The organism is Salinicola sp., assembly GCF_982684285.1.
The window spans coordinates 1-12069 of the sequence record NZ_CEXLVS010000123.1 but is presented as its reverse complement, the minus strand read 5'-3'; the positions used below and the strand labels follow the sequence as shown (position 1 = coordinate 12069).

General features: G+C 64.6%; 10 protein-coding genes. 5 read left to right on the top strand and 5 right to left on the bottom strand.

Going from position 1 to position 12069, the window contains the following annotated elements:
- A partial coding sequence (locus tag AC3AYF_RS12030) for an AsmA family protein (protein ID WP_295039508.1) occupies positions 1-1978 on the top strand: 1978 nt, incomplete at its 5' end.
- Between the two features lie 240 nt (positions 1979-2218).
- Here AC3AYF_RS12030 and AC3AYF_RS12025 read toward each other — a convergent pair.
- Positions 2219-2617, bottom strand: a complete 399-nt coding sequence (locus tag AC3AYF_RS12025; RefSeq protein WP_295039510.1) for a hypothetical protein — start codon at positions 2615-2617, stop codon at positions 2219-2221.
- Between the two features lie 202 nt (positions 2618-2819).
- On the opposite strand from AC3AYF_RS12025, the gene exaC reads away from it, so the two are divergent.
- Together exaC and AC3AYF_RS12015 are read left to right on the top strand one after the other, a co-directional pair.
- Positions 2820-4340, top strand: a complete 1521-nt coding sequence (gene exaC, locus AC3AYF_RS12020; protein WP_295039512.1) for an acetaldehyde dehydrogenase ExaC — start codon at positions 2820-2822, stop codon at positions 4338-4340.
- A 429-nt stretch (positions 4341-4769) separates the two neighbouring features.
- Entirely contained in the window at positions 4770-5078 is a 309-nt protein-coding gene (locus AC3AYF_RS12015; protein WP_295039514.1) for a hypothetical protein, read from the top strand.
- 19 nt (positions 5079-5097) lie between these two features.
- Here AC3AYF_RS12015 and AC3AYF_RS12010 read toward each other — a convergent pair whose 3' ends face one another.
- Positions 5098-6072, bottom strand: coding sequence for a threo-3-hydroxy-L-aspartate ammonia-lyase (locus tag AC3AYF_RS12010; RefSeq protein WP_295039515.1), 975 nt, complete (start codon positions 6070-6072; stop codon positions 5098-5100).
- 109 nt (positions 6073-6181) lie between these two features.
- Here AC3AYF_RS12010 and AC3AYF_RS12005 point away from each other — a divergent pair, with 109 nt between their 5' ends.
- Positions 6182-6655, top strand: a complete 474-nt coding sequence (locus AC3AYF_RS12005) for a GNAT family N-acetyltransferase (protein WP_295039517.1) — start codon at positions 6182-6184, stop codon at positions 6653-6655.
- 107 nt (positions 6656-6762) lie between these two features.
- Here AC3AYF_RS12005 and gabT read toward each other — a convergent pair whose 3' ends face one another.
- Together gabT and AC3AYF_RS11995 are read right to left on the bottom strand one after the other, a co-directional pair.
- Positions 6763-8040: a 4-aminobutyrate--2-oxoglutarate transaminase gene (gabT, locus tag AC3AYF_RS12000; protein WP_295039525.1), complete on the bottom strand. Its 1278-nt coding sequence runs from the start codon at positions 8038-8040 to the stop codon at positions 6763-6765.
- Positions 8041-8146: 106 nt separating this feature from the next.
- Positions 8147-9568, bottom strand: a complete 1422-nt coding sequence (locus AC3AYF_RS11995) for an APC family permease (protein ID WP_295039519.1) — start codon at positions 9566-9568, stop codon at positions 8147-8149.
- 189 nt (positions 9569-9757) lie between these two features.
- Between AC3AYF_RS11995 and AC3AYF_RS11990 the strand changes: the two genes are divergently transcribed.
- Positions 9758-11194 (top strand): aminotransferase-like domain-containing protein, encoded by a 1437-nt coding sequence (locus AC3AYF_RS11990; RefSeq protein WP_295039520.1) that lies wholly within the window; start codon positions 9758-9760, stop codon positions 11192-11194.
- A gap of 27 nt (positions 11195-11221) precedes the next feature.
- Here AC3AYF_RS11990 and AC3AYF_RS11985 read toward each other — a convergent pair.
- Positions 11222-12069, bottom strand: an 848-nt coding sequence (locus AC3AYF_RS11985; protein WP_487779777.1) for an ABC transporter ATP-binding protein, incomplete at its 5' end; no start/stop codon positions are given.

The following is a 12069-nucleotide window of genomic DNA, read 5'->3' as shown; positions in this document are numbered from 1 at the left end:
GACCATCAATCAGCGCGTGTCGGATGCCATTCACCGCCCCTTCGCCATCGAGGGAGACCTCAGTCTCGCCTGGCAGCGCCCCGAAGACGAGTCCGGCTGGCATAGCTGGGTGCCATGGCCGCATCTGCGTGCCGAGGATATCCACGTGGGTAGCCCCGAAGCGGTCACCGACGCCGACCTGGCAAGCCTCGAAGCACTCGACATCGTGCTGTCACCGCTACCCCTGCTGCACAAGACGCTCTCCTTACCCCGTATCGAGCTCACCGGAGGCGAAGCGACACTGGTCCGCCTCCAGGATGGCAGTGATAACTGGACGTTCGATCTCGGTGCCGGCGATGACGCATCGCAGCCGGATGACGGCAGTGACCAGCAAAGCAGCTGGACCGTCGACGTGGGAGAGATCGCGTTCGACCCCATCGACGTTCATTACCAGGATGCCACGCTCGCGGCCGATGTCGATGCCACGGTGGAGCTACTGGGCGAACCGATCGCCTTCGGCGAGCTGACCGATAGCGAAAGCGCCGCCGGCCAGGCCGTCGCCGATCAGCAGATCGACGATTATCGTTTCGGCTGGAGCGCCAAAGGCAGCTACCGGAATCAGACATTCGAGGGCAGTGGCCGGCTGGGCGGCCTGGCGGCACTACGCCAGCGCGGCGCCGCCTATCCCGTACAGGCTGACCTACAGGCGGGTGCGACTCGCGTGTCGGTCAACGGCACGCTCACCGATCCACTCGCTCCCAAGGAGATCGACATGGATCTCAGTTTCTCGGGCCAGAACCTGGGTGATCTCTACAATGTGATCGGCGTGACGTTGCCGGATACGCCACCCTATTCCACCCGAGGACACCTCACCGCAAACCTGAACAGCCAGGAAGCGCTCTCCTTTCGCTACCAGGACTTTGACGGCCAGATCGGAGACAGCGATATCCATGGCGATCTCACCTATCTGCTCGGAGAGCCGCGGCCGTCCCTCACGGGTGAAGTCGTGTCACGTCAGTTGAGATTCGCCGATCTGGCACCGCTGATCGGTGCCGATAGCGGAGGCGAGGACCAGGGCGAAGGCAGCCAGAGCGGAGAAAACCAGCAGCCGCCGGACAAGGTGCTGCCGGTCAGCGAATTCCAGACCGAGCAGTGGCGAACCATGGATGCCGACGTCAAGTTCACGGCTCAGCGCATCGAGCACGGCGATTCGCTGCCGCTGGATGATCTCTATACCCACGTCACCCTCGAAGACGGCGAAATTCTGCTGGATCCGCTCCGTTTTGGTGTCGCCGGCGGCAATCTCAATACCACGCTGCGCCTCGATGGTGGCCAGGAGCCGATGCAGAGTCGCGTGGACATGCACATTCGCCGCCTGCTGCTCAGCGAGCTCTTTCCCGATGTCGACCTGATGCAGAACAGCCGCGGCGAGCTCAATGGCGACGCCACGCTCAGTGGCACGGGCAACTCGGTGGCCGCCATTCTAGGCAGCAGCGACGGCAGTCTGCAGATGCTGGTCAGCGACGGCGTCATCAGCCAGAACCTCATGGAACTCGCTGGCCTCAACGTCGGCAACTATCTCGTAGGCCAACTGTTCGGCGACGAGCAGGTCAATATCAACTGCGCAGCCACCAACCTGGAGGTCGATGACGGCCTGGCGACGACCCGCTTCTTCGTCATCGACACGGAGAACGCCCTGATCCGAATCGACGGTACGGTCAACTTCAAGACGGAAGGCCTGGATCTGAATATCGAACCGGAGAGCAAGGGCGCGCGCGTGTTCACCCTGCGCTCGCCGCTCTACGTGCACGGCACGATGAAGAATCCGTCACCGGGGGTCGATGCCGGGTCGCTATTGGCGCGGGGCGCGGTGGGTGCATTCCTGGGAACCGTCGCGACGCCCGCTGCCGCGCTGCTGGCGCTGGTATCGCCGAGCGCCGATGAAACCACCCCATGCAACGACTTCCTGAGTCAGATTCAGGCCGACTCGGCTCCGTGAGATGAGTGTTTCACGTGGAACTTCGCCATCGACATGTTCCACGTGAAACAGCCCCCCTGCTTGCAACTAGTAACCCACTCGACACCAGGGAAGACGAAGGCGGGGAATAGCCCGCCGATACAAGGGGTTGGACGCACGCGCAGCGCCGCTATGGATGATCCGTGGACACAGACCGCCACGACACGGAATCCGCCATGGCGGAACTCCATTCACCGTGGCGGATTTCAGGGGGAAAGGATCTTATTGGGGGTTCTTGCGATACTGCTCGCCCAGCGACTCCAGCGCACCGATGAGCTTCTCGATCTCGGCGTCGAAGCGCTGCTGCTGCTGAGCATAGAAATGGCGGGTGTACGAAGCGCCTTTGTGCTTGTTCACCAGATTGGAAAACTGCGATTCCAGCTGCTCGGTATGGAAGCGTAGACGCTCGGTCAGGAACTCGGCGTGCCCCTGATGGCAGGCCACGTCCATCAGTGCCCTCACCTGGACCGTCAGCAAATAGAGCTGCAGCACATTGCGGTCCTGCACCTCTTTCTGCGTGGAGACGCTATCGTCCAGCAGGTTGATCGAACTCATCTGACAGCAGCCGCTGTCGTCGGTCAGCGGGCGATTCCGGGCATTCTCTTGCTGAGTCTGGAACATGGTCAGACCCTCCTTTAGGTCGCTGAACCACACGGTCCATGGTACCACCAGCGTATTTCCTGACCGTTGGCCATTGGTCGAACCCACCGCCGCCTCCGGGGGGCGGCGAGAGTCGCCTAAAGCGTAATGGCATGAATGTAGTGGAGAGCGCAGATTGGGAGGGAAAGCCAGAGGTCGCTGCCACCAACCGGAGACGCTCATCATGCGCTACGCCAACCCCAATACATCCGATGCCATCGTTGGCTTCGAGAAGCGGTACGAGAACTACATCGGCGGTGAGTGGATACCGCCGGCCGAAGGGCGATACTTCGAGAATATCACCCCGGTTACCGGGGAAGTCTTCTGTGAAGTCGCCCGGTCCAGCCAGAAGGATATCGACACTGCGCTGGACGCCGCCCACAAGGCCGCGCCGGCCTGGGGAAAGACGTCCGTCCAGGAGCGCTCGACGCTGCTTTTGAAGATCGCCGACCGCATGGAGCAGAATCTGGAGATGCTGGCGGTCGCCGAGACCTGGGACAACGGCAAGGCCGTGCGCGAGACGCTGGCAGCCGACATCCCGCTGGCGATCGACCATTTCCGCTATTTCGCCGGCTGCATTCGGGCCCAGGAAGGGACCACCGCCGAGATCGACGACAACACGGCTTCCTACCACTTCCACGAGCCCCTGGGTGTCGTCGGTCAGATCATTCCCTGGAACTTCCCGATCCTGATGGCCACCTGGAAGCTGGCACCCGCGCTGGCCGCCGGCAACTGTGTCGTGCTCAAGCCCGCCGAGCAGACCCCGGTCTCGATCTTCAAGGTCATCGAGATCATCCATGATCTCCTGCCGAAGGGCGTCATCAATATCGTCAACGGCTACGGCGAGGAAGCCGGCCAGGCACTGGCCACCAGCAAGCGTATCGCCAAGATCGCCTTCACCGGCTCGACGCCCATCGGCTCGCACATCATGAAATGTGCCGCCGAGAACATCATCCCCTCCACGGTGGAGCTGGGCGGCAAGTCCCCGAACATCTACTTCGAGGACGTCATGTCCGCCGAACCGGCGTTCATCGATAAGTGCGCCGAAGGCCTGGTGATGGGCTTCCTCAACCAGGGCGAGGTCTGCACCTGCCCTTCCCGCGCCCTGGTCCAGGAGAGCATCTACGACGAGTTCATGGCCAAGGTCCTCGAGCGGGTCAAGAAGATCAAGCGCGGCCACCCCCTCGATACCGAGACCCAGGTCGGCGCCCAGGCTTCGCAGGAGCAGTTCGACAAGATCATGTCTTACATGGATGTGGCGCGGGATGAAGGTGCGGAGTTCCTGTCCGGCGGCGAGCGGGAATCGCTGGGCGACGACCTCTCCCGGGGTTATTACATCCAGCCCACGCTGCTGAAGGGCAACAACAAGATGCGCGTGTTCCAGGAGGAGATCTTCGGCCCGGTGGTCTCGGTCACGACCTTCAAGGACGAGGAAGAAGCCCTGGCCATTGCCAATGACACCGAATTCGGACTGGGCGCCGGTGTCTGGACCCGCGATATCAACCGCGCCTATCGCATGGGCCGCGGCATCCAGGCCGGTCGCGTCTGGACCAACTGCTACCACCAGTATCCGGCCCACGCCGCCTTCGGCGGCTACAAGAAGTCCGGTGTGGGTCGGGAAACCCACAAGATGGCGTTGGAGCACTATCAGCAGACCAAGAACCTGCTGATCAGCTACGACATCAACCCCATGGGTTTCTTCTAGGGTTTGTACGAAAAGTCGGCGAGCGAAGGCAAGACAAGGCAAAAATCGGCGAAAGAGGACCGGGCTGGCGCTCCAGTTTACGGGGTGTAAATGAGCATCTTGAGCCGATTTTTAACGCCGTATTGCCGAGCGCAGACAGTTTTCGTACAGAGCCTAGATCGACCGATGGGTGCCGGGGTCCGCAAGGGCCCCGGCGCCGTGACTGGACAGACGACGAACCGGAGACCTCGTCGCGCTCGTTCCGCCGCCTTCCCGCCCCTGCCTGGCGTCCTCCCACCTTCTGTTCGCGACGATCGGCAGCCCCCCGGCGCACCGACGAGCCCCTTCGATACGTCCGGTTCGCGGGCGCCGGCTTGATCCACGTTGTATCGGGCCGATCTTCGCTCGATTACAGTGAGATACACGGACAGGCTAAAGCGAGGACACGCCATGACCAACATGACGACCTTCCTGGGCAGTCTCGATCGACCGTCCCCACCCCCCGATCTGGGTCGCGAGCTTCGCGCCCTGTGGTGGGCCGGCAAGTCCGAGTGGTCCAAGGCACACGATCAGGTGGACTCCGCCTCCGGCTCCCGCGCAGCCTGGGTGCACGCCTATCTTCACCGCTGGGAAGGCGATGTCGCCAACGCCGGTTACTGGTATCGGCAGGCGGGGCGCCAGGTGCCGGACCAGAGTCTCGATGACGAGTGGCAGGAGATCACCCGATCGCTGTTGCGAGAGCTTTCGCCGCAACTTTGATTCGCCCCGGACAGACGGATTAGTGGCGGGCCGACGGAATCAGCTCAGCAAACCGGTGCAGGTCGATGTTGCCTCCGGAGAGCACGATCCCGACACGCTGACCCGCTATCCGCATCCGGCCACCGAAGGCCGCCGCAGCCGCCAGGCAGCCGGTCGGCTCGACGAACTGTTTCATGCGACCGGCCAGGAAGCCCATCGTGTCGACCAGCTCGGCGTCGGTGACGGTGACGATCTCGTCGACGCACTGCTGCAGCACCGGGAACGTCAGGCTGCCCAACGCCTGGGTCTGGGCGCCATCGGCGATGGTGCGCGGGGTGGCAATCGAGACGATCTCGCCACTGGCCAGGCTTCGCTGGGCGTCGTTGCCGGCTTCCGGCTCGACCCCGATGATCCGGCAGCTCGGATAGCGCGCCCTGGCGACCGTGGCACAGCCGGACAACAGCCCGCCGCCGCCCAGCGGCACGATCAACGTATCCAGCTCACCGACATCATCGAACAGCTCCTTGGCGGCGGTTCCCTGCCCTGCCATCACATGGGGGTGGTTGAACGGCGGGATCAGCGTCAAGCCCTCGGCCTCGGCCAGTTCCCGGCCCAGCGCCTCGCGATCCTGGGTATAGCGATCGTAGAGCACCACTTCGGCACCGTAGCCCCGCGTGGCCGCGATCTTGATCGCGGGTGCGTCCTCCGGCATCACGATGACCGCGCGAATGCCGTGCAGCCTGGCCGAGAGCGCAATCGCCTGGGCATGGTTGCCCGAGGAGAAGGCGATCACCCCCGCCGCCTTCTGGTCGCGGTCGAACTGGCTGATGGCATTGTAGCCACCACGAAACTTGAAGGCGCCGATGCGCTGGAGATGTTCCGCCTTGAAATGAAGCGATGCGCCGCTGCGCTCATCGGCCGTCGTCGAACGCAGCACGGGGGTGTGGTGGGCGACGCCCGCCAGCCGCCGGTGTGCCGCCACCACATCGTCGTAATCGATCGCCAGGTTGCTCATGCCCTCTCTCCTGTCACCGTCGCCACTGACATTCCGTGGCACGCTGCGTAATATGCCAGCCGAAGTGCCATCGATCATGATGGCTGAACGGCCGCGAGGAAAGGGACAGATGACATCATACGAGTGGATATGGCAGACCGGGCCGGAGCTGGACCCTGGCAGGCTGTACACCCTGCTGTCGCTGCGCGAGGCCGTGTTCGTGGTCGAACAGCAGTGCGCCTATCAGGAGCTGGACGGCCACGATCTGGCGGCATCGACGCACCACTTGCAGGTCCTGGCGGCGGGTCGGCTCGCGGCCACCCTGCGCCTGCTGGCACCCGATCCAGTCAACCAAGCGGTCTCCATCGGTCGCGTCGTCATCCACCCCGCCCACCGCGGTGGCGGCCTGGGCCACGACCTGCTGCGAGCCGCGCTGACGCGAATCGAATCGCTGTGGCCGGGTCGCCACGCCCGGCTATCCGCCCAGGCACATCTACAAGCCTACTACGGTCGTCACGGGTTCGAGCCGGTCGGCGAGATCTATGTGGAGGACGGCATCCCCCATATCGATATGCAGCGATTGGCCGACGCGAATCGTAAGTAAGCACTAACTTCAATGGAAGCGAAAAACGAAAAAGCCGACGCTGCAACCGCAGCGTCGGCTTCTTTTCGGCGTATCCGCCCCGCCCCGCGGGGCAGGGATCATTCAGCTCAGGCGCCGAATTCGCTCAGCATCGCTTCGATCAGGTCGAGACCCTCCTCCAGCACTTCGTCGCTGATGGTGACCGGCATCAGGAAACGGATGGTGTTGGCATAGAGGCCACAGGAGAGCAGGATCAGGCCGCGCTCGCGAGCGGTCTTGCAGAGCTTGCCCGCCAGCTCGGCATTGGGCACGCCGCTCTTCTTGTCGGTGACCAGATCGAAGGCCGCCATGGCGCCCAGGTTGCGCACGTTGGCGACGCCGGCGTAATCCTGCTGCCACTTGTCGAAGCGCACCCGGAGCTTCTCGCCCAGCGCCTGGCTCTTTTCCAGGATGCGCTCTTCCTCGAACACCTCCAGCACGGCCAGTACCGCGGCGCAGGAGACGGGGCTACCGGTGTAGGTGCCGCCCAGCGAATTGCCGCCGGAGGCGTCCATCACCTTGTCGGTTCCCACCACCGCCGAGATCGGCATGCCGTCGGCCATGCTCTTGGCCATGGTGATGATGTCCGGCTCGACGCCGCTGTGCTCGATGGCGAAAAGCTTGCCGGTTCGGCCGAAGCCGGACTGCACTTCGTCGACGATCAGCAGAATGCCGTGCTCGTCGCAGATCTCGCGAAGCGCTTTCAGGAAGCTTGCCGGCGCCGCATGGAAACCGCCCTCACCCAGCACCGGCTCGATCACGATCGCCGCGGTGTCACTGGGGTTGGCATCGGTCTTCAGCGTCATCTTGAGATGGCGCAGGGCCTCTTCCTCGCTGACCCCGATGGAGGGCACCGGGTAGGGCGCACGATAGACCTGACCGGGCATCGGGCCGAAGTCGGTGCGGTACGGTGCGACCTTGCCGTTCATCGCCATGGTCATGAAGGTGCGGCCGTGATAGCCGCCGGTGAAACAGATCACGCTGGAGCGCCCGGTGGCGGCACGGGCCACCTTGACCGCATTTTCCAGCGCCTCGGCACCGGAGTTGGCCAGCATCACCTTGGCGTGGCCGCGCACCGGCGTCACCTCGCTGAGCTTCTGCGCCACCCGCACGTAGCCCTCGTAGGGCATGACCGTCTGGCAGGTGTGCATCACCTTGTCGAGCTGGGCCTTGACCGCCTCGACCACCTTGGGGTGGCGGTGACCGATGTTGAGCACGCCGATACCGCCGGCGAAATCGATGAAGCGCTTGCCATCCTCGTCCCAGAGCTCGGCGTTCTCCGCCCGCGCGGCGAACTCGACCGCCGGGCTGGCCGCACCGCTGGCCACGTAGCGCTGCTTGAGTTCGTTGAGTTCTGCATTGGTCATGGATGCATTAGCCATGGAACACTCCTCCTGACACGGCATCGGGTGCCGCTAACGTGAATCGCGCGTCGTCGTCGGTTTCGGCAGGCGGCGCGCCATGAAATCGGGATCAGGCTTTATCGTAGGCTGCCCGAATGAGGCGATCGCCCATCTCTCGACCGTAGTGCCGCCGGGCCCATCCGTACAGTGCCAATCCGGCGATCATCCAGCCGCCGAAGATGGACCACTCGATGGAAGTCAGCGCCGACGGGCTGCCGGGCAGGTAGAGACAGGTCATGCCCAGTGACAGCAGCACCGCCAGCACACCGACGAGCTTGCCGGCACCGACATGATAGGGGCGCGGCATGTCGGGTTCGCGATAGCGCAGGATGACGAACGACAGCGCCACGAACAGATAGGCGAGCACGATGCCCAGCCCGCCGGCATCGACCAGCCAGACCAGCGCCGGACGTCCGAAGAACGGCGCCGCGGTGGAGAGCACGCCGATCAGGATGATCGCGTTGGTGGGGGTCTTGTAGCGTGGATGCAGCTTGCCCAGGAAGGCGGGCAGCATGCCGGAGTGCGCCAGGGCATAGATCGCCCGCGAGCCGCCGATGTAGAACGCGTTCCAACTGGTGATGATCCCGGCGATGCCCGCCAGCACCATCAGATTGCCCGCCCAGGCCCCATCGAACACCGCCGTCATCGCGTCCGGGACGCTGAGCGAACTGCCCTGCAGCGCCTCGTTGTCGAGCATCAGGCTGGTGCCGAGAATGATCAGGGTATACCAGCACACCGCCATGATGACCGAGAGCACCAGCACCTTGCCGATATCGCGGAATGGCAGGTTGATCTCTTCGGCCGCCTGGGGAATCACGTCGAAACCGACGAACAGGAACGGGACCAGCACCAGTACCGCCACGATGCCGCCGACGGCGCCGTGTTCACCGCTGGCGAACAGCGGCTGCATGTTGCCGCCGTCGCCGGTGAACAGCGATCCGGTCACGAACATCACCCCCGCCACCAGGATCAGCCCGGTGACGACCTTCTGCAGCAGCGCAGCGGTGGAGATCCCCACGTAGTTGACGGCCATCATCACCAGCGAACCGAGCACGCCCACCGCGACCCAGGTCGCCTTGACGTCCCAGCCGGCGACGGTCCACAGGTCGCCCACGGCATAGCCGGGGAACAGGTGCTCGACGACCGTCGGCAGCGCCACCGCCTCGAACGACGCCACGCTGACGTACCCCAGCACGATGCTCCAGGTGCAGACGAACGAGGCGAAATGGCCGAGCGCGCGATAGCTGTAGACATGCTCGCCGCCGACCTGGGGCATCGCCGACGCCAGCTCGGCATAGGTCAGCCCCACCAGCAGCACCGCGATGCCGCCGATGACGAACGCGAGTATCGCGCCCACGCTACCGCCATCGAGGATGGCGCTACCGGTGAGGACTATCCAGCCCCAACCGATCATGGCGCCGAAAGCCAGGGCTAGGACATCGGCCCGTGCGAGGACTCGCACGAGCTCCGGGGGTTGAGAAGCGTTCGACATGAGTGGGTCTCTTCAGGTTGTTTTTGATAGGCCGAACCCCGGGGTCGGTCGACCGCGGGAGTCGGCCCTGACGCCACGCTATCACCCCGATGCGTGACCGGGACTAGACCACTTCCCGATGGCGGTGGACCACATGGGGCTCTCCCCCCATAATCCGCGGACGTTTCCGCGTCTCTCGTGAGGTAGGCCATGGACGACCGTCGTCAGGCGCTGGACCATATCCGGCAAAGCTACCTGGCCCAGCCCGACCATCTGACCAAGTACTGCCGTCTCGAGCAAACCCTGCTGACGCTGATCGAGCAGCGGTGGCAGGACGGCCAGCGGCTGCCCGGGCATCGCACGCTGTGTGGCGCGCTCGGCATGGCCCGCAACACGCTGGCGGGCGTCATCGAGAATCTGATCCGCCAGGGGCATCTGGTGACCGACCACGGCAAGGGCACCTGGGTATGCAAGCACTCACCCGGGCGGGGGCGACGGGTTGCCGAGATCGGGCCGATTTCCCACCGCGCCGGCGAGTTGCTGCATGATGTGGGGGCCAGCCCGCTACAGAGCGGTGCCTTCGTGCCAGGCGTTCCCGATATCGCGCTCTTCCCCCTCGCCCGCTGGCGCCAGCTCTACTCCCGGATCACCGTCCCCCACAACACGCTGCTGCTCTCCTACGCCTCGGGCGGCTACGGCCCCTTGAAACGTGCCATCGCCGGCTATCTCGCCCGGTGGCGAGGCATCGACTGTGGGCTGGACCAGATCGTCATCACCGAGGGCGCCCATCACGGCTTGCAGCTATGCGCGCTGACGCTGGCCGATGACGGCGATCGCGCGGTCATGGATTCGCCGTTCTACTGGGGTGCGCGCAACGTCTTCCAGGCCGGCGGCCTCGAGATAGACCACGCCATCTGGGAGCCGCGTCACGGCTATGTCGGCGCCCTGCCTCGGCCACGCCCCAGACTGCTCTACTTCACCGGCACCCACCATTATCCGTTGGGTGTGGCATCGGTAAGTGCTCACAAACAAGAATTGATCGATGCTCTCGAACCGGACTGGATCCTGGAGGATGACTACGAGTTCGGCGACGGCGATCATCGTGAGCTGGCGTTCGACCCGGAAACCGGCAACCAGATCCTGATCGGCTCGTTCTCCAAGCTGATGTTTCCGGGATTGCGTCTGGGGTACCTGATCGTGCCGAGGGGGCTCAGTACCGCCATCAACCGGGTGCGCACCGGTGTCTTTCGCGAAGGCCGCCTGCTCGATCAGGCGGTACTCGCCGCGTTCATCGACGATGGCGATCTCGACCGCTGGTGTCGGCGCATGGCGCAAGCCTACCTGGAGCGCCAGCAGCGACTGCACGAGCTGCTGGTCGGCACCCCAGGCGTCGCCGATATCTCGCCTCCGGCCGGCAATATCAGCCTGAGTCTGTCGCTGGCTCCGACCCTCGACGACGAGCGCCTGTCGCAGCATCTACTGAATCGGCATCACCTGGTGGCCCGGCCGCTGAGCCGGGTCTGTGGGCCGGGGGATCCTCGACGCGGTTTGATACTCGGCGTCGGCATGGCCGAAGGCGAAGCGCTGGAGCGCCAAGGGCGGCGCCTGGCCGAGGGCATCCGCGAGTTCGTCGCCCTGCAGCGCTGAGCGGCGCTCGGCGCCCTCCTCCTCCCGTCAGGCCGTCTCCTCGAGCGGCGTGGTCTCCGCGGTGCGCTCGTCGCGAATGCGCTGCTCGGAGCCGGGATCGAACACCACCATGCGCGAGACGTCGAAGGCAAACCGGGTTCGCTCACCCGAGCGTAGCGGCGTGCCGGGGCGCATGCGGGCATTGACGTGGGTCCCGCCCAGCGTCGTCACCACGTAGAGATCCGCCCCGGTCGGCTCGACCAGCGCGACCGGCAGTTCCGCTTCGTGGATGTTGCCTTCGCCATGATTGGCACTGGCCGGGTCGGTGATCGCCTCGGGCCGAAGGCCCAGGATGACGTCGCGGTCGCACCAGTCGCGCAGTGCGTCACGGTCGCGCACGACAGGCAGCGTCAGGATGGAATCGTCCGTCGCCACCTGGGCAACCGGCAGCCCACCCTGCTCGACGATTCGCGCCTTGACCAGGTTCATCGACGGCGAGCCCATGAAACCGGCGACGAACAGGTTGTTGGGATCGTCGTAGACCGCCTGCGGCGTGCCCAGCTGCTGCAGCTCGCCACCGCGCATGACGGCGATTCTCGACGCCAGCGTCATCGCCTCGATCTGGGCGTGGGTGACGTAGACGATGGTGGTGCCGAGGCGCTGGTGGAGCTGCTTGATCTCGGTGCGCATGTCGACGCGCAGCTTGGCATCCAGGTTCGACAGCGGTTCGTCGAACAGGAACAGCTGCGGATCGCGCACCAGCGCCCGCCCCATCGCCACGCGCTGGCGCTGGCCGCCGGAGAGCTGGCCTGGCTTGCGGTCGAGCAGGTTCTCGATCTGCAGCAGCTTGGCGACCCGGTCGACCGCTTCGCGGCGCTGCTTGCGCGGGACCTTGC

Coding starts and splice junctions, on each gene's coding strand:
- gabT (WP_295039525.1), bottom strand. CDS start 8,040: ATGACCAATGCAGAACTCAACGAACTCAAGCAGCGCTACGTGGCCAGC.
- AC3AYF_RS12025 (WP_295039510.1), bottom strand. CDS start 2,617: ATGTTCCAGACTCAGCAAGAGAATGCCCGGAATCGCCCGCTGACCGAC.
- exaC (WP_295039512.1), top strand. CDS start 2,820: ATGCGCTACGCCAACCCCAATACATCCGATGCCATCGTTGGCTTCGAG.
- AC3AYF_RS12005 (WP_295039517.1), top strand. CDS start 6,182: ATGACATCATACGAGTGGATATGGCAGACCGGGCCGGAGCTGGACCCT.
- AC3AYF_RS12015 (WP_295039514.1), top strand. CDS start 4,770: ATGACCAACATGACGACCTTCCTGGGCAGTCTCGATCGACCGTCCCCA.
- AC3AYF_RS11990 (WP_295039520.1), top strand. CDS start 9,758: ATGGACGACCGTCGTCAGGCGCTGGACCATATCCGGCAAAGCTACCTG.
- AC3AYF_RS12010 (WP_295039515.1), bottom strand. CDS start 6,072: ATGAGCAACCTGGCGATCGATTACGACGATGTGGTGGCGGCACACCGG.
- AC3AYF_RS11995 (WP_295039519.1), bottom strand. CDS start 9,568: ATGTCGAACGCTTCTCAACCCCCGGAGCTCGTGCGAGTCCTCGCACGG.